Origin of the sequence: Granulicella aggregans, assembly GCF_025685565.1 — a bacterium.
In the GTDB taxonomy this organism is placed as follows: Bacteria; Acidobacteriota; Terriglobia; order Terriglobales; family Acidobacteriaceae; genus Edaphobacter; species Edaphobacter aggregans_B.
Genome location: NZ_JAGSYE010000001.1, coordinates 2,213,899 through 2,232,215, shown reverse-complemented (window position 1 = coordinate 2,232,215; position 18,317 = coordinate 2,213,899). Strand labels below are relative to the sequence as shown.

Here is an 18,317-nt window from a genome sequence, read left to right as displayed (position 1 = left end):
CTTGCTATCGAGCGTGAGGCACTAGCTCCCAAACGATGCGAATGCGGCCCAGTAGAAAGGGTGCGCGGTAGCAGGGTTAGAGCGGATCGCGCGTTCGGAGTCCGCCAGGGCGGCAGATGTCCGTTCTCCCTCCAGCAATCTCGTATAGAAGTTCCCCATAGTCTCTTCACTTGCCCGGGAGTCCACGCGCCACTTGCTGGCAACGACGCGAGGCACTCCGGAACGAAGAAAGATCCGGACGAGGCTACCGGGATCGACCATCCCTTGATCCGCCATCGCTGTCTCGCATCCGGAGAGAACAGCGAGTTGAAGGTTTTGAAGGTCCTGCGATGAGAGATCACTGCGGCCGGACAGGATCGACTGCTTCCTATCGCCAGGTGCAGATGCCAGCAGCAGCCCTGGCTCACGGCCACGCGTCACGGCATGACCGGCGAAGTGAAAGATCTGCGCACGAGGCAGGAGCTTCGCGACGCCTGCAAGAGTGGCTCGACTCCCCTGCAGCAGGAAGTGTTGATCGAATCGCGCGGCGACATCTTCGGCCTCGCGGTCTGCATCCGGTAGACGCTGGAGTCGATTGACCCGAACCAGTTCACCCGGCGATGGATCTCCGATGGAGAGGGCGACGGATCTCGGCGTGATCTGAACCTCAGGACGCGCTATCTGGGAATAAAAGAGGCCGATAGATTCGGAGATCGCGAAGCGGTCACCCAGATAGCTTCCAGCCGGACTCTGGAGCGCGGCAAACGGGATGCCACGAAGCGGAACATCGGGTTCAATGGTCAGGCCGCCGGACTGCGGCAGAAGATCGGCAACCGGAGCAACCAGCCACGCGTAGAGTTGCCGGCCATCGCGATGGAGCGCGATCAGGTCGGAGTTGGGATCGGCGCACAAGCGGGCGAAGCGTGTCGCGGTGGCTTGAAGCAGTTGCGCCGCCACGTTGACCCGGACGCGATGGACGCCGTTCCGATCGAGCTCCCAGATGACGAGTTCGGACGGGAAAGATGCCCACACAAGTGTCGGCGAAGTGGGTGCGGCCCGAACCAGGCGCTTCATCAGATCCGTCTCCCCGGACGCTGGAATCGCCTCCTGTTCCAGAGGGTTATATGCGAGGGTCCGGACAGCGTGAGGCGCCATCCGCAGCGGTTCTCCCTGGTACCACTCGAGAAACGCGAGTGAGCGTGCTTCCGCGCCATCGCGGGTACTGTAGATCTCGAGTAGCAGCCTGTAGGTCTGAGCCTTGTCGAGCTGCCAGGTGAGAAACTCCGTCTCTGACGAGAGCGAGTTCTTACCCTGCTCAATCAACCGAATCGCCTGCAGGAGCTGTTCCTCAGCCAACTCAGGCTTTCCGGAGCGGAGGTAAAGCTCACCGAGCGTCTCTCGATAGAGCGTCTCCGTCGACTGGTCGCTGGCCGAGGCAACAGTGTCCCGAACATCGTCGAGGCGAACTCGCGCCTTCGCCAACCAGCCTTGCCGTACCTCGAACGAGGCTCGCTCGATCTCAAGCGTCGCGCGCGCAACCTGCGAGTCTTTGCCCAGCGTGGCAAACATCGCCGCCGCTCTGTCGAACTCGGAGTCAGCCAGCCGCGCATCCCCCGCAGCCAGGGCTGCCTGAGCAACACTGGCGTGCCCGGATGCCTTCACCACAAGATCCCTTCCTTCAGAGTTCTTCAGGAGCGCTTCCTGCTCGGCAGCTTCGGCAAAGTTCCAAAGATGCTCGGTTTTTGCGGCGAATCCCATATCGACGAAGAACTCGCCTCCGCAGAAGGAGGGGTATCCAGAGCTCCAATAGTCACGAAGACCCGCCCTCATGCGGTTCCAGGAGTCCGACTCCGCCACCGCGCGAGAGGTAACGCCGTCGAGAAAGAATCTTCCGACCAGCGCAAGCACTGGATAGCCGGCGGCCTGAGCCGATGCCTCGCCGCGCCGGGCGAATTGCTCCGCGGCCTCGGGATTGCCTTGCAGCGACGAGCAGGTCGAAAGCTCGTAGAAGATTCGGGTCTGAACCCAGGGATACCGGTGTCCTCGAAGGGCGTGAAGGCCCTCCAGTCCAACCGGCAGACACTGACTGCCCATCTGCGAATGAGCCAGCGAACGCGCCAGTTCAAACGATGCCGCCGCAGTGCCCGCTTCGTTCTTATCTCTGCGAAAGTCCTCCAGGGAGTGCCGGGCATGCGTGACTGCCTGCCGGGGTTCACCCTCGGCGATGAGCCGAACCGCTGCAGAGAACTCCCGAACTCCCTCTGCCCAGAGCGGTGTATGGGGAGAAGCCAGAAGGTCCGCAAGCCATGCATCTCCATGCCGCCGGCTCAGTTCGTCCGACAGAGCATGTAGCGCGTCATCGTTATCCCGTGCGTTGGCACTTTTCACCGAACTAGAACCGGCAGCCGCGGTAAGCCACTGCTCCAGTGCAAGATCCAGGTAAGCTTCATCCTGCGTGCGTGGCCACTCCGTCTCTTCTCCGCGACTGTTGTGCGCCCTTAGCGATCGGGACAGTTGCAGGAGTTGCCCCATCGGAGGGGCTTCGGATTGGCTCGATCTCTTCATCAGGAGCAGCAACGCGTCGTACTGCCGCTTCCCTTCCGCCAGCCATGCGGGATCGCGCTCCACTAAGAGGAAGCGCTTCCAATCATCAGCGGAGCGATCGTAAAGGTACGCGCGCTGTTCACTGACGGCACGGTTGTAAAGCGCCACCGGATTGTCGGGTGTCTTCGCCAGCACTCGGCTCTGGTATTCGATGGCGAGAGCATAGTCATGTTCGTCCCCATCGTTCTGTTCCGCTCGCAGAAAGTACGCGGTGCTCAGGTCAAGCAGCGCAGCCGCAGAATCCGGCTCCGTCTCGAGCGCTCGCCGGGCGATCTCCAAAGCGTGTTCGAAGTTGCCGTCGAGAAGGTCTGCCTGGGCCTCTGCGTCGAGCAGAGCAACGTCATTGGGCCGCTTGCGGAGTCCATCGGCGACCGCTGACTCCGCTCGAAGAAGCGACCCGGGACGATCGAGATTCGAGGTGTCGGCTCCGCGCTGGGCTTTGGGTGGGGCGTACTTTGCGCCCGGGATGCGGAGTTCGATGGTCCGGTTCTCGGAGTAGGCCTGGGCGATCAAGGAATTTGGAGAAGAGCTCTTCCAATAGTGTTGGATCGCTCCCGCGCTTACGGCGATCAGGACGACCGCTGCTGCGGCCAGACCGAACTTCATCCCCCATCCCAGACGCGTGATGGACAAGTTGGCCCAGGGAGCGTTCTTGGCCGGTGGCGGCGAGCTTGCTCGCAGGTTCGCCGCGATCGCGGCCTGTCCCGCCGCAGTGCTGCTGGGCAGCGAAGCCAGAATCGCGGCCTCTTCCGGCGTGGTCTCGTCCTGAAGATCTTCGATGGCGGCCTTCAGCAGAGGGCCGCAATGGGCGCAGCGAGCCGCGTGCTCTAAAAGAGCGACTGCATCTGCCGGAACCAGAACGTTCGTAACGACTGCCATCCAGTCGCTACCCGGCGGACAGGAGGAACCGTGCGGCGCCGGCTCGACTACCTCAAGACCTCCCGCATTCAGGCTGCGGAGCATCTCCCGATCTTCTTCATACATATGCACCCTTTGCTGGCACTCCTTGCAGGTCTCCAGGTGACTTTCCGTCAAGTTCGTCGGGAATTTCAGGGACTGCGACGGATCTGGCGCGTGGGAGTCCCGCGACAACACCAGGACTACAATCTCCGCGTCATCGAGATGTTTCTCCGATGGCCTCTTCACGAGCAGTTCTCCTGTCTAGTACGACTCCGCGCGCCCGAATCCTTTTGCCGTCGAACCAGACCGGCTGCCGGGCGGGCCCGTCTTGGAGGTCATCCGGAGCCGCACCTGGCGGGTAAGCCGGAAGATGGCGCTCTCTACGCCCTTTGTTGTGAGTCCGATAGCGGGGATGGCTGCGATCGCGGTGGCGGTCATTCCCTGCTGATAGTGAAGCCAGAAGATAAGGCGGTCGCGCGCCTGGGCAGTGCCTTCCGTGCACTCCACCAGGCACTCGTCGATCTCGCGCATCAGAATGGCGGCGCGGATCGACTCTGCGCCGCCCGAACTATCACGCCCGGCTTCGGGTTCCAGGTGGCCGGAGAATTGACCAACCTCTCCGTTTCCGCGCTTCTGGGTCCTCTGCGACTTGATGTAATCGTGGGCTACGTTCGTGGCGACAGTCTTGATGTACCCGCTAACTGCGTGAGGATGGTCAGTCGCAAACCTCAGAAGCTTCCTGCATCGGTCGTGACAGAGTTTCAGGTAAGTCTCCTGGACAAGGTCCTCGACGATGTCGGGGGCGGATATCCCCCAGCGGCGCAGAGTGCGCAGGACGGAAAGGCTGATAGGGCGCTGATATTGAAGCACGAAAGCCTCCCAGGGCGCGGCATGACCGGATTCGGCGCACGCCCTGATAAGCTCCGTCGTCTTCATCTCCCTGTCTAGAATCAACGGGCCCTCGGGATCGCTAGTTTACATGAAAGCAACCTCTTTTTGATGTTTGCCCGTTAGGGCAAAGGGAAACCGCCGATTCCCTCGTCTTTTCCACGATAGAAACAAGTTCGACTGGGCAGGCAAGGCTGGAACTCTTCGACCTCGCTACGGATCACTCCGGCTAAAGAGGAGATTCGAAGTCTGCCTCTAGGCGAAAGAATCGAGGATCATGCGCGAACGATCGAGTCGAGTTTTCATGCGCCTCTCTCCCGGCAGCTCACCCTTTTTCCTGCCCCCATGGGGAAGCATCAGCAAGAGGCGGCAGGTTCCTGTAACCGAAGACAGCTCTGCTCCACCCACCCCTTTCGAAGACCGTCCGATGGGAGGTCTTACCGGATCACTTCGCGGCGCGGCGACCTGCTTTGATCGTCTCGAAGTGAACGAACACGAAAGGGGTCCGGCGGAGCAGTTAGCAAACCTGCTCCGGAAGATCGCCGTGGCGACAACAAGCAAGCGGCGCCGCATGATGGCACGCAGAAAGCGCCGGTCCTGAGTGCAACCTCGGCGTTGCCAATCTGACATACGACTGCAAGCGCAGCCCATCAAAGGTGTCCATCATCAGCTGCAGAAAGCCAATTTGCGTGACATGACTTCCGGTCTGGTAGTATGCCGCCATGAATAACCTTGCGCCATTTCTATGGTTCAATGACAACGCGGAAGAAGCCGCCGAGTTCTACCTGAACGTCTTCCCGCACGCACGCAAGCTCGATGAGGTGCGCTCCAAAGGTGTAGGGCCATGGCCCGCCGGCAAGATTGCCACGATCACTATCGAGCTTCAAGGGCAGGAGATGGTCTTTCTCAACGGCGGCCCCTCGTATCAACTCACCCCCGCCTTCTCCTTCTTCGTCCGCTGCGACTCCCAGGAAGAGATCGACAGCTACTGGGACAAGCTGATCGAAGGCGGCAAACCAATGGCCTGCGGCTGGCTCACGGATCGATTCGGACTTTGCTGGCAGGTCGTGCCGAGAAATATCGGCCAGTTGATCAGCCATCCCAAAGCGATGCAAGCCATGATGGGGATGATCAAGATGGACCTTCCCACGCTTGAAGCGGCTGCACAGGCGAGCTAGAAGCGCTAACGCTATGCAGCACGGTGACCCCCGCAGCATAGCGTGTTCTTCGAATCGAGACTCTGCGAGGTTTGCGCGAACTCGGGCTCACGATGTAATTGTCCTCAACACCTCTGGAAGAGGCGTCCCCTCTATTGTTGAGGTTGCCCCGCAGTTGCCCCAGACCAAACTTCGGATGGAAGAGACCAGAGAATAATGAAGCTTATTGCGATCGAAGAGCATTTCCTCACCGCCGAGATTCGTGCCGCATGGGCGACATCAGCAATTGGGCAGGAAGGTACCGCCGGGTTTGACCGTGGCGAGATCGAAGAGCGGCTCGATGACCTCGGGCAGGGCCGGATAGCCTTGATGGACGAAAGCGGCGTGGAAGTGCAGGTTCTCTCGGTCACTACGCCAGCTCTGCATAACCTTGACCCGGAAGAGAGCTTGATTCTGGCGCGGTGCACCAACGACCTCGTCGCGGCCACCATAGCGAAGTACCCCAAGCGGTTCCAGGGTTTCGCCACGTTGCCCACTGCCTCTCCGGCGGACGCCGCAATCGAGCTCGAGCGAGGAGTGCAGAGGCTCGGATTGGTTGGAACGATGCTTTGCGGGAGAACCCGCGACAAGAACCTGGATCACCCGGACTTCTTACCTCTATTCAGTACCGCCGCGAAGCTCGGCGTTCCTGTCTTCGTGCATCCGCAGATCCCGCAACGCGCAGTTCGAGACACTTACTACTCCGGATTTGGAGAGCTGATCGACACGGCGTTCGCGACGTTCGCTTTGGGATGGCACTACGAGGCCGGCATCCAGTTCGTGCGGCTGATGCTGGCAGGCGTCTTCGATCAATACCCTGATCTGCAGATCATCCTCGGCCACTGGGGCGAGGTTGTCCTCTTTTACCTAGAGCGGCTCAACTCGCTCGCGCGAGTTGCGAAGCTGCAAAGGCCCGTCGCCGACTACATGCGAAACAATCTCTACGTCACTCCGAGTGGCATGTGGAATCAGTCCTATCTTCACCGCACGCTTGAAATTGTCGGACCGGAGCGCATCCTGTTTTCCACCGACTATCCTTACCAGTACCGTCCGGGAGGCGCTGGAGCTTCCTTCCTCAACGAAGCAGTTCTTTCGCGCGAAGAGAAGGAACTATTTGCCCATGGCAATTGGGAGCGCCTGACCAAAGCGGTCGATCTCGGGCGCGCCGCTTCTTCCTGAAGAGAGCAGTCAGATTCCCTCTCTTGCGGTGACTTGAGGATCGATGGCATACCTCGCGACTTGCGTGACATTCTGGCGCGGTCAAACCGTTGGGGACGCATCCGGTGTGAGATTTCTTATTCGATGTCGAGCAAGTATGCCATTGCACTCTACGAGATGATTTGCCTGCGAACGAATCTGGACAGGTGCGTAGAAATCATCCCGATCAAGCGTTTCAGAGAATTGGTCGGTGTTCCTCCCGATGCATACGAACGCGGCGATAACTTCATGAGATTCGTAATAAAACCAGCCCTCTTGGAAGTGAACGGTTTGTCGGATATGGGCGTGCAGGTAAATTTGGTGCGCAAGCATGCGCGAGCCCCTATCGAAGCCGTGGAGATGACCTGGTGGAAGAAGACGGGCGATGAATTCCGAGCCGCAATCGCGGAGCGAAATCGCAGTAAGGCGGGCAGAATGGCACGACTTAAAGCAAGCGTTGGGGGCAGATCGTTTACGCCAGCAGTGGATGCTTTGTAACCGAGGGGTACTGGAGGGGTTTGCCGCGAGTTCGGCTCAGGCCAAGCCGAAAGAGCCGGAGGGATGCTCAGCGTTTGAGCTTGGGAATGACCTTCTCGATAACTCGCTTTTGGCCTTTCGGAGTCAATGCCACTTCACCGGCTACGCCAGTCGTTCTGATCTCATTGCTCGTCGTAAGACGAGAGATGGCAGTCGCCACGGATTTAGGAGTATTGTTCTTTGCAAGTTGAGTCAGCTTATCTTTGCTGATTTTGTGGCCTTCAGCATGATTCAACAGAAGCAGGATCTCTTCCGGGGCGCTGACACTCTGATCGAGGATCAGCGGGGTGCCATCGAGTTCGTGAATAAGCGAGTGTTCCAGCTGGATGATATCGGCGATTGTTTCAGCGATGACCTTTCTGTCGGCATTCCACGCGAGCCGCAGGAACTCGGCAAAGATCCACTTGCCCGCGTGGACCATCAAGATCGAGTCGTGTCAACATACAACCAGAGAGGTACTCAAGTTTATTTTTGGAAGGCGGGTGGTTTCAGCGAACAACCTTGTCCAGAATCGCCCTTGCGAGTGCTATCGAGTCGGAAATTACGCTAAAAACCCGGGGAGAGGACCTGCTGATGTTCTCGTCTTTCGCTAACCGGACGGCAGCGATCACAAGCGTCGAACAAACCGGTCACGGACCCGGGCTTCTTCCTCGCGCGCAACCGCACGTTTCATCTCGCCCACTTCTAACTCTCTCTCCGACCGGACCGGCTTACGGATGAGGCGCATCGACAGCTGTCCTTGGAAGATTTCCTGCGGGAAGTAGTGCCGCCTTGCCGCACAGAGGGGGCAGTCGTCGCCGATCCAGGATGCAGGCGGTATTTCCACCATGGCCGGGATCGGCTCCGAACGGCACTTGCACCCTATGACGTAATCGCAGATTACCGGCAATGCTCGCTCGCCCATGGAGCGATTATAGGAGAATAAAAGGCGAACAATTTCCACCGGGAATTATCCAAAACTCCCGACACATTGGGATGATCAGGGCGACTTCGAGGCGCTTAGGCGACCCTCGCTGGCTTTGTAAGGACTTTAGAATCTATCACAGATAAACATCGGAGGAGGGGTCGACCTGCCTCCTGAGCCAGGCGACCGCATCTTGCGTCTCTAAGCTGCTTTTTCCGGAAATAATCCCGGCATCCAGCGATGCGCCAGTGTCGCAGGAAAAGTGAGATGCAACGGTGCGCGAGGATTTTCGGACTCCAGAACACCGCGCTCCACAAGCGCAGAGACAATCCTGCGTGCCTGACGAGGTCCGGTGCTCACGATGGAGTCGGCTTCGCCGCGCGGAAGCTCGCCGCGATAAAGGATCGCCTCAAGGATGCTGCCGGATTTGGCGGGCAGGGTGCCCAACTTTATCTCCTCTTCCGCCCAGAGCAGGATGCGCGCCCTGAGATGTGCTGGCTGTACAAGACTTTCCATGAAGGTGACCTGGTCGATGCAGACGGTGAGGAAGAAGCGGGTGAATTCCGCAAGGGCTTCTTCACTCAGGTTGCCGCGTCCGTCCAAATCGTTGCGGCGCGTCATATCGCAGTAAGACAGAAGATCCTTGTACTGTTTCGAGTTGCGAGCAAGGCCCCGGGCGACGGACCAGACAGCACCCGTATCGAGTGTTGAAAGCAGCATGGCATGGGACATCAGTCGTGCGACTCGGCCATTGCCGTCCAAGAAAGGATGTATCCAGAGCAATCGGTGATGCGCGGCGGCAACCGCGAGAATCGACTCGGTTTTGCCAAGGCCACTGAAAACCTGCTCGAAGCGCTGCAAGAAGCGGGGCACGGAGCCAGGGCTGATGGCAACAAGACGGCCGACCTGCACATCCCTGCCTCGCAGTTCTCCGGGGACAACCCGGTGGCGCTCTTTGGTGGAGGGGTCTTCTACCCAGAGCAGATCCTCCGGCAGCAGCTCACAGAAGCGCCTATGGACTTCCTGGATACCTTCGGCAGTACATGCGCGCGCGCCATTCAGGCCGCCTTCGTCGATCCACTTCTGAACCGTGATATGCGCTTTGGCTTCGTGCTGCAGATCGCGCTTGTGCGCGTCGGTACTGTAGTCATTCTTGAGCGCCCGCTCGATATCCACCGGATGCGTATCGTGACCTTCAATAAGGTTGGAATAGTAACAATTCATGGAACGCACGAGCGTGGCGAGCGACGTGAGCAGACTCGGCGGGAGGCTGCGACGAAAACCTGCGGACTTCTGCGTGAGGTCAAAAGCAAGATCCGTGAGCGCAGGGCGGTGGCGTGAGCCATCGCTGATCAGCAACGGGTCCATAAGCGAAGTCAGTTCACCTCGGTCTTCCGCTCCAATGTCCGCTTCCATGACCGCTCCAAATATGAGTATAAATCAATCATTACCATGTACATGCAGAAATGCAAGGCCGACAATGAGCCGCATAAATGTCCGCATAAATGTCCGCTAGATTGGATAGGTTGCCGATCACTTGCAGATACAGAGACGCTTCAGTCCGCGCCTCGATTCGAGGCGAATCCATCAGTGCCAATCAGAATAAAGACGTGGACTGACTTATGTTTCAATTCAAGCCTGGTGTTATCGCGTGGTAACGACAGCGACTCCAATCCGAAATAATCCCTGCATCCCTCATCGCCATTAACGGCGTAATGGAACAATCAGATCCTCAACCAGACGGGCTGAGTCCAGTCTCAACGCTGACCGCGTTCTATTGACGTGAACGGCGCTGTTATTATCCCCGCCCATTCCCATGCTCATGCGGTTGGGACTGGCTTCACTCTCCCGCTGCGTGCGCCAAGCCATATGTTCGGCGTTCGAAAGGCTCAATGCCACTGCCACATGGCTGAGGCGCTGAGTCGGGTCGATGTGATCGAGGAGCCACGCGGCAAAGCCTAAGGCTTCACCGCACTGGCTCTGAATTCGCTCGTAAATCAGCTCCGCCATCATGCTTTCCGAGCGCTCCAGCGGGAGCGTTACGAGTATGGAGCCCTGCTCGTTGAGCAGAATCTGAGCGTTGCCGCGCTCCTGTTGCACCGTCAGGGTGTCGCCGTCGATCTCTCGCTCCACACCTGCGGCCGGATCAAACAATCGGTGCGCTCCGAAAAGTGCTTCCTTGTGAATCGCCTCGGCGAGGGCGGGCTTCTCCAATTCGATGGGCCGCAAGACAGACTGACGCGGGCCGCCGGCCACAGACAGGTTCAAGGTCGCGGAACTCGACGAATACGAAACGGATGATTTGCGGTAAGTCCCTGATCATCAAGCAGCTACAGAAATGGCTTCTAACACGTCTTCAAATGCGGACTGAGAGCGGACTGGAGCGATGACACTAGAGCAAGCTAAGTGCTTTAGAATGTGGTGGCCAGAGACGGGATCGAACCGCCGACGCCGGCCTTTTCAGGGCCGCCTTCCAATTTCGCTAAGCGTTTTAGAATCAACGTAAGCTATTGATAATAAAAATCGGGAATTAGCTGAGTTGTAGTGCCGAGTGGTACTCAGAGGTGCCTTTTGGGGGCAAGAATGTGTCCTATATGTGTCTCGAAACACCTTTGACTCACATCATTCAAGCTGTCACTAAGCACCCGAAAGTCGGCAAGCGTCTTCTTGCACGGTCCGGAGACGAACGCGGCCTGCGCATGAAGTGCCATATTTACCGACTCACCTCTTTTACGGGCATTGTCAACTTAATGGATGTGAGAAGCTGAGGTGATGAGCAGGTCTGAACGGTATCGCCGTCATCGCTTTCCGATCGAAGCAGTGGAGCACTGCGTCTGGCTGTATTTTCGTTTCTCTCTGAGCTATCGCAATCTCGAAGAGATGATAGCTGTGCGCGATGTGCGAGTGACGTATGAGACCGTCCGGGAAGGTTCTGTCGCGATAAGGATGCTTGGACGATCAAAGGCGGATGCGGTCGGGCTAATTATGCTGCCAAGGAGTAGAACAGCTGTGCAGGGGTTTGTCCCCTGCCGCCGTCTTTCATTTGCCCCTTCTTGATCATGTGCATGGGTTCGATGCCGGAGAGAAGGATGCGGGCGCAGCGAAAATCCTTGAAGCCGAGCATCGGTCTGGTTCGGCGTTTTATGGCACGGTGGTCTTGCTCAACGATGTTGTTCAGATACTTGACCTGACGCACGACGATCCGCTTCCTTCGTCCGCCGTTCATTGCTTCCAGAGCCGCCACATTCGAGCCGCTCTTATCGATGGTCACATTCTCGGGTGCGCCGTTTCGCTCAACAGCCTGTTCGAAGAACCTGCGTGCCGCGGCCTTGTCGCGATGCGCCCGCAGCAAGAAATCGACGGTGTCGCCTGCCTCCTCGACCGCACGGTACAGATACTTCCACTCGCCCCTAAACTTGATGTAGGTCTCGTCCACTCGCCAACTCCTTCCGGCCTTGCGCTTGGAGTGTCGGAACGCCTTCTTCAGGACTGGTAACAATTTGATCGCCCAGCGGTGCACCGTCGAGTGATCAAAAAAAACCGCGCTCGGCCATCATCTCTTCCAAGTGCCTAAGGCTCAACCGATACGCGCTATACCAGCGAACACAGCCCAGAATCACAGCCAGAGGATAGTGCAAGCGCTTTAAGACCTTTGCCATCTCTGGATTCAACGTCTGTCTCATCGCTCTCCAACCCCTCGCCCTAAGCACAAAGAATAGCAAAGCGCGCTATTGCGACAGAACCTAAATGGCAGCATGCTGATGCGAACTTCGGTGGCATGAAAGACAGGGTTTGCGACGGCAGCCTTGACGCCGGGCACACCGGTTCATTCGGCGAATTCCACGCCCAGAGTAACGGTGCTGAACGGGTTTGCTCGAGATTCTACAGCCAATCTACGTTTATAGGCCCTTGGCGGATACGCCGTAGTACTTCGCGATGGGGCATCGGGACCTGATCACCATAAGCCTGGACCACAGAGTTATAAGGGCAGATTTCATGATGAAAGGTATACAAGGCCCGAAGTCGCGTTGTCACTCAACCATTTGGTTGAATTTATGCTTGCTCAAGTTCCGTTGAACTGCAGGTGGCCACGGCGTTCCTAGAGACCGAACTCCCCGGCTCATGGTCCGCTCGGATGAAGGTCCAGCGATGCGAGTTAGGCGTATAGCTTGTCTTCCGGTAAAAGGACCCGCGTATCCGACGGTAAGATACCAGCGATTCCGTCGACACGTAAGCTGCGCGAGCCACCGCGAGACCGGGGGGTGGGACGTCCTGCAAACGCCCTTGCTCAGTACCCGGCTGTCAGGAAATAGCAACTCATGGTCCCGGTCGGGGAAGTCGTTTCGTTGGAGATGACACTCATCCCCAACGAATGATTCTTGCCCATAGGTGGTCTAAGTGGGAGTCAGCATGGCTACGAACACTTGCATGTCGCTATAGAACGCTTCTTTTTTGTGCGACGCAATGAGTTCGGATGAATCTTCAGCCACGGCATGTCACAGTAGTTCTGAACCTCGAACTTGTCGTCAAGCAAATAGATGCTGTCGCCGGTTACCAGCCTCATGTCGTGGTCTCGTAGGCCGCCACTGGGTATCCATTCAGGTCTGTCTTCTTTTCGGTAATAACTCTCGATTGCTCCATTTCAGTCACTGTGTACGTATCCGAGAGTGCGTTACGCGAAAGTCTTAGAATTCAAGGCGCGCTGCCAATTGGAACGCACGAGGGCCACCCGATCCGAAGAAGCCACCTGCGGTAGTCACTGCGTTGTAAAAATTGGCTTGGACGGGGGCGGTGGATGCAGCTCCGATGGAGATGTCTCGGCCTGCGAAGTTAGCGTTTGAGGTACCACGAACGTTCACCTCGTTGAGTAGGTTGAACCCTTCACCGATCAAGCTGAGAGTCGCGCGATCATGCAGGTTGAATGCCTTTCGGAGACGAAGATCGACCGAGCTGAACGGACTGAGGAAGTTGATTCCGCCCGGAACATGGGCCAGCTGGCCGCCGGCATTACAGGGAGTCGTCGCAGGGCATGCCGGCAGTGCGTTCCATCGGTCGATGACCGCGTTGAGTTGATCGCTGTTCTTGATCTCGCGACCCAGAGCGTTCCGCGGTAGCAAGGGCAGCCGCGAGCCGCTGGCACCCGTCGTGCTGCTGGCGGTACCGGGGATGAAGGTGTCCGCGGCGACTCCGGAGCCGAAGGTGTAGATGGGTGCGACGGAGAAGCCGTAGGGCAGCTTCGCTTCACCGTAAAGGGTGAGACGGTGGCGCTCGTCGGTGAGGGAGTAGCCCTTCTCGCGACGAAGTCCCGCGGTACCTTCCACCAGGTTCACCTGTTCGTCTTGATTGCCATTCTCAAGTTGATCGTCATTGGAGTAGTCAAAGGTCTTCGAGAGGGTGTAGCTGACGTGGTACTCGTATCCATAGCGGCGACCGGCCGCTGACTTACGACCGACGCTGGCCAGCAGACCGTCGTACCAGCTCTTTGCGGATGAGTCGAGGATGGTGACGCTATCCGAGATACCCGTAGCGGGATCGGTGATGATGCAAGGCTTGTTGCTGCCGGGGCAGGCAATGTAAGGCGATGTGGACGATGTGTTGCGAAGCAGGCTGCCGATGAGCTGACGCTCGCCGAAGACGTGAACCCCGTCGACAGTCACGATCCAATTGCTTCCAATCTGTTGTTGAACGCCCAGCGAGAACTGCTGAAAGCGCGGGTGATGGGAGTTGGGACCGAGGGCCACGATGCCGACTCCGCCGGTCTGGTGCGGGCCGCTGAAGGCGTTACTGATCGTGGGGCTGCCAGGGGCAAACGAAGAGCCGGGCGCAAAGCATAGGTCGAGACTGGCCGGTGCGGGAATATTCGGGTTGGTGCAACTGGAGCCCGCATACTGTGTGACCGTCAACGCGCGGTCATTCTGGATAATCTCCTTTGCGCCCGCCTCAACGATGATCCGGTCGTAGTAGATACCGTAGCCGCCGCGGAGAGCGGTCTTGCCGCTTCCGAATGGATCGAAGACGAAGCCGACGCGCGGGCCGAAGTCTTTCAGATCTGGATTCTTGATCAGCGGAATTACGTTTGCCATCCAGGTACAGGGAGTTGCGGTGATCGTCGTCAAGGTTGGGCAGGGTAGATGATCGCGGCTTTGGCCGGTCGCATTGGAATCGTATTCATAGCGAAGACCAAGGTTCAACGTGAGACGAGGGGTCACCCGCCAGTCGTCTTGCACATAGCCGGCGGTGTAGTTGTTCAGCACATGCGGCAACTGCACCGGTGCGATTGGTGCGGAGCTGTGGATCCCGACAGCGACGGGGATGTCGAGATCGTTGACGACGCCGTCTCCGTTGAGATCCGCAAAGCCGAAGTCCGTTGTCAGAATGACGGTCCCGGTGCCGAAGACGTTGATCTCGCCACTGTTGCGGTAGTGCTGAAACTCTATGCCGGTATGCAGGATGTGTTTGCCAAGCGAGATCGTGAAGTTATCGCGAAGCTGCTCCCGATTCAGGTGTGTCGATTGCGGGATGTTGAAGTTCGCTCCGTCTGCGAGATCGGGGAAGATGAGCTCATTTGTTAAGTTCAGTTGGGGGTTGGTCAGGGACTCGTTTTGCGGGAAGGTGGGGACGCTGTTGTAGAAGTTATCGAAGTGGACGGCGAATTCATTTGTCTTATTTGTGCCGAGGACTGTAGTCCATGAACCCACCACGGAGTGGAAGCGGTTCAACGAGTTCTGCCGCTCGGCTGCGGTGCTTTGTGGAGTGGATGCGGAGGCGCTGGCGATGGCAGTCTCAGTTGAACGATTGAAGCTGTAGCGGAGGCTGAACAGGTTCTTCTCGTTTGCATGGTAGTCAAGCCGATTGGAGAGGAGAACGTCGCGCAAGGGCGCTCCGGCGGACGTGTTGCGGATAGTGCCGGTGGTAAAGTCGCGCGTTCCAGTTTGTAACGCGGCGTTCTGGTTGCGATCTTCAACCGAGGTGAAGAAGAAAGCCTTCTCGCGGAGGATAGGGCCGCCAAGCGAGCCTCCGAACTGTTCGCGGTCGAATCGCGGCACCGGTTGCGTGCGATCAAAGGTAGCAGGAAGCCCCTGCAGGTGACGATTGCGTTCGAAGAAGAACAAAGACCCGTGCAGGTTATTGCCGCCACTTCGCGTCACTACGTTAATGATGCTGTTGCCGGACCTGCCGACCTGGGCCGTGAAACGCGCCGTGGCGATCTGAAACTCGGAGACGGAGTCTTCGGGCAGATTGCTCAGCGTGCCGCCTACAATCTCGTCATTGTTGTCGCCGCCGTCGATGGTGATGTTGCCGCCACGTCCAAAGCCGCCGGTCGAGCTGATTTCAAGCGTGTTGGTCTTGGTGGGATCGAAGATGGGCGCGGGCCGATTGCCGGGGATGAGGTAGGCAAGTTCGAGAAAATTGCGTCCGTTCAGCGGGATGCTCTGGATTGTCTCTGCGCCGATCTGACCCTGGACCATGGACTGCTCGAGATCAACCGCAGCCGCCGCCGAAGTTACGTCGATGACGCTATTCTGTCCGGCGACGACAAGAGTAGCGTCGAGGGTGAGCGCCTTCCCTGCTTCTACCTTCACATCCGTATAGTGCTTGCTCGACAAACCTGGAGAGTTGATGTCGAGCGTGTAGAGATCGGGCGCGAGGTTCGGCAGCGAGTAGGAGCCATCGGAGTTTGTGACACCGAGCCGGACGCTTCCCTGGCCCTGGCTTGTGGCGCGAATCACAACGCCCTGAATGACAAGGCCGCTGGAATCGCGAACCGTGCCGCTGATGATGCCGGTTGGCACCTGGGCGTCAGCAATATAAAAGAAAACGAACAAGCAAAGAGAGAGGATGAGAGAAGTGCTGCGACGCATTCATGGACTCCGGAGCAAGCGACTTCGTGGTTGCTTGCGCTCGACCATTGAACTGTGAAGATCAGCCGCAATCATAGGGAAGCCGATCAGCTTCTTCATCCATCGAAAGGTGGAAATTCACGAGTCACGAGGCGGATGGTTTTGCGCGTAAAGGAGCGTTCGACCGCTATTCCTCAAGCGAGATTGGGCTCTCCACAAAGGCTGCTCCACCCATGTTCCCGGCTACGCCTTTCCTGCGTGGCAGCAGCAGGCTTACGCCTGCTGCTGCAAATGCGATCAATGCCAGAAGAGCGATGGTGCTCGAGTGATAGGACCCGGCGGCGTCATACATATGGCCGACAAACATAGGTCCCGTGGCTCCTCCGATGGCGTAGGCCGTCCATGTCAGTCCATAGAGGACGGAGAAGTTCTTTCGACCGACATAGTGCGCGAGAAGGTAGGGCAGAACGTCTGCTTCGCTGCCAAGACCGACACCAAGCAGAGCAGCCCCAAGCAACGAAACGGCCGGCGATCCTGCAAAGGCGAGAATCAACGTCCCGACCGCTGCCAGGATGAGGATCATGGTCTGGATTCGTTGTGGAGAAAATCGATCGATGAGAAAGCCAACCCCAAGCCTTCCGAGAATGCCGGCACCGCCTCGCACCGACAGAGCGAGTGCGGCGCTTTGTGGCGTGACACCATGATCCGTGAGGATGGCGGCGAGGTTCGTGACCAGCCCGTTTTCACTGAAGGCGGAGAGTACCGTGATGCCGCAGAGGACCCAGAATGCCGTGCTCGCGAAGGCCCCCTTCACACTGACACCTGAGACAGCAGGTTCATCATGCGGCAGAGCTGCGGACGGACGATTGCGGACGAGAAGCGCGGTAAGTGGCAGTCCGAGGAGTGCGATCCCACCGAGCAGCAGATAGGCGCTGCGCCAGCCGTGATGTGCAATCGTCCATTGCGTGGCCGGTGGAATCAGGATCGAGCCGACGCCACTGCCGGTCAGGATCAAAGCCAGCGCGAAACCGCGGCGCTTCTGAAACCAGGTAAGAATCGTGCGCGTGTAAGCGAACTGAGCGGTCCCGTTCGCAACCAGTCCGAGCATGAAGAAGGTGAAGTAGAACTGGCTGATGTTTCCGCTCAGATGGCTGAGCGAAGCGAGAGCAAGAGCGAACACCAGGATGCACGGCAGGATGATGCGCCGGGGAGGAAGGCGGTCCAGCAGCATGCCTATAAAAGGGGACACTAGTGCAACGGTGATGGCAGCGATCGCGAAGGTGCCATCGAGCGCCTCCCGCTTCCAGCCGAAGGCCGTGTGCAAAGGATTCAGGAAGAGGCTGAAGGTGTACGGCACGATCGGCGAGAAGCTCGTCATGACGCCAGCGAACGCAGCGGTCGCTACACTCCAGCCGGGATAGTGGATCGAACTTTCATCGTTCGCTTTTGCAAGGACTGTTTCAGGCATGGGAAGCATCATCCACTTCCTGCTGCGGTTGCTCGAATTGCTTCAGCAGCTCCTGCGAAGGCAAGCCGAATGCGTTTACAACGCGGTTGAACGTCGCGAAGAGGGCGGTCACATGGATTGCCTCGGCGATCTGCAGGTCCGTCCAACCAGCGAGTCGCATCGTCTCGATATCCGAGGGAGCGATGGATTGCGACTCCTCTGTGATCTTCTTCACAAACCGAAGTAGGGTGCGCTCCTGCGCTGTGATCGAGAGAGACTCGGCATCGCAGGCAAGCACTGCGTCCAGAGTTGGTGCCGAGCCGCCTTGCATGCGGAAGGAATAGGCGTGGCTGTCTGTACAGTAGCTGCAACTGTTGGTTGCGGAGACGAAGGTGGAGATCATCTCCTTGTGCTGGCGGCCGAGAGCGCCGTCCACAAAGAGCATCGACTTTGCCAGGCCCATCATATGGGCGAGCAGCGGCGGGTGCGTGGCGAAGCACTGCAGAATGCCTGGCACCTGAGGGCGGCCAAAGTCTTCGCGAAACTGCTGGTACAGGCGCTTGATCTCGGGAGAAGCGTTCGCCTCATTTACTACTTCGAGATTCGCAGCTTGAATCGGGTGCGGTTCTTCGCGCCGCGCAGTGTGTTGGTCTTGAGAGATCGTCATAGTTGTTGGAAGGCGATGTGAGTCGCGGACACGAGAATGCTACGCAGCCCGATTGGCATTGTCCTCAATCTTTAGATGGACTCAGCTTTGAAAGCCGTGAGGCATTGCAACTGCCCTAGTCACGAACGGGTTAGCGCCTGGCGATTCCAGTTCGGAG

The 18,317-nt window shown here is 58.1% G+C and carries 13 protein-coding genes; 3 read left to right on the top strand and 10 right to left on the bottom strand.

The window, feature by feature from the left end:
• Window positions 1-21: 21 nt before the first annotated feature.
• Window positions 22-3,729 (bottom strand): CHAT domain-containing protein, encoded by a 3,708-nt coding sequence (locus OHL18_RS08880; RefSeq protein ID WP_263374447.1) that lies wholly within the window; start codon window positions 3,727-3,729, stop codon window positions 22-24.
• Between the two features lie 15 nt (window positions 3,730-3,744).
• Entirely contained in the window at window positions 3,745-4,437 is a 693-nt protein-coding gene (locus tag OHL18_RS08875) for an RNA polymerase sigma factor (protein ID WP_263374446.1), read from the bottom strand.
• 656 nt (window positions 4,438-5,093) lie between these two features.
• On the opposite strand from OHL18_RS08875, the gene OHL18_RS08870 reads away from it, so the two are divergent.
• The 3 genes from OHL18_RS08870 to OHL18_RS08860 all read left to right on the top strand — a co-directional run bounded on the left by OHL18_RS08870 (window position 5,094) and on the right by OHL18_RS08860 (window position 7,262).
• Window positions 5,094-5,549, top strand: coding sequence for a VOC family protein (locus tag OHL18_RS08870; RefSeq protein WP_263374445.1), 456 nt, complete (start codon window positions 5,094-5,096; stop codon window positions 5,547-5,549).
• Window positions 5,550-5,744: 195 nt separating this feature from the next.
• Window positions 5,745-6,746 carry an amidohydrolase family protein gene (locus OHL18_RS08865; protein ID WP_263374444.1) on the top strand — a complete coding sequence of 334 codons (1,002 nt, stop codon included), beginning with the start codon at window positions 5,745-5,747 and terminating at the stop codon, window positions 6,744-6,746.
• Window positions 6,747-6,869: 123 nt separating this feature from the next.
• Complete coding sequence (locus OHL18_RS08860; protein ID WP_396274164.1) at window positions 6,870-7,262, top strand: hypothetical protein; 393 nt, start codon at window positions 6,870-6,872, stop codon at window positions 7,260-7,262.
• 67 nt (window positions 7,263-7,329) lie between these two features.
• Here the strand turns inward: OHL18_RS08860 and OHL18_RS08855 are convergent, their stop codons facing one another.
• The 8 genes from OHL18_RS08855 to OHL18_RS08815 all read right to left on the bottom strand — a co-directional run bounded on the left by OHL18_RS08855 (window position 7,330) and on the right by OHL18_RS08815 (window position 18,160).
• Entirely contained in the window at window positions 7,330-7,722 is a 393-nt protein-coding gene (locus OHL18_RS08855) for a hypothetical protein (protein ID WP_263374442.1), read from the bottom strand.
• Between the two features lie 186 nt (window positions 7,723-7,908).
• The gene (locus OHL18_RS08850; protein WP_263374441.1) at window positions 7,909-8,244 is read right to left on the bottom strand and encodes a hypothetical protein; all 336 of its coding nucleotides are present in this window, start codon (window positions 8,242-8,244) and stop codon (window positions 7,909-7,911) included.
• 162 nt (window positions 8,245-8,406) lie between these two features.
• A complete protein-coding gene (locus OHL18_RS08845) occupies window positions 8,407-9,621 on the bottom strand; it encodes a Fic family protein (RefSeq protein ID WP_263374440.1) in 1,215 nt (404 codons plus the stop codon).
• 288 nt (window positions 9,622-9,909) lie between these two features.
• A complete protein-coding gene (locus OHL18_RS08840; RefSeq protein ID WP_263374439.1) occupies window positions 9,910-10,473 on the bottom strand; it encodes a hypothetical protein in 564 nt (187 codons plus the stop codon).
• 715 nt (window positions 10,474-11,188) lie between these two features.
• A protein-coding gene (locus OHL18_RS08830; RefSeq protein WP_263374620.1) for an IS6 family transposase occupies window positions 11,189-11,864 on the bottom strand; the annotation gives its coding sequence in 2 pieces (ribosomal slippage) (window positions 11,189-11,741 and window positions 11,740-11,864; 678 coding nt in all).
• Between the two features lie 1,026 nt (window positions 11,865-12,890).
• On the bottom strand, window positions 12,891-16,067 hold the full coding sequence (locus OHL18_RS08825; protein ID WP_263374438.1) for a TonB-dependent receptor: 3,177 nt from the start codon (window positions 16,065-16,067) through the stop codon (window positions 12,891-12,893).
• A gap of 166 nt (window positions 16,068-16,233) precedes the next feature.
• Window positions 16,234-17,514 carry an MFS transporter gene (locus tag OHL18_RS08820; RefSeq protein ID WP_263374437.1) on the bottom strand — a complete coding sequence of 427 codons (1,281 nt, stop codon included), beginning with the start codon at window positions 17,512-17,514 and terminating at the stop codon, window positions 16,234-16,236.
• Window positions 17,507-18,160, bottom strand: a complete 654-nt coding sequence (locus tag OHL18_RS08815; protein WP_263374436.1) for a carboxymuconolactone decarboxylase family protein — start codon at window positions 18,158-18,160, stop codon at window positions 17,507-17,509. Before OHL18_RS08815 ends, OHL18_RS08820 begins: the two co-directional genes overlap by 8 nt.
• Window positions 18,161-18,317: the final 157 nt, after the last annotated feature.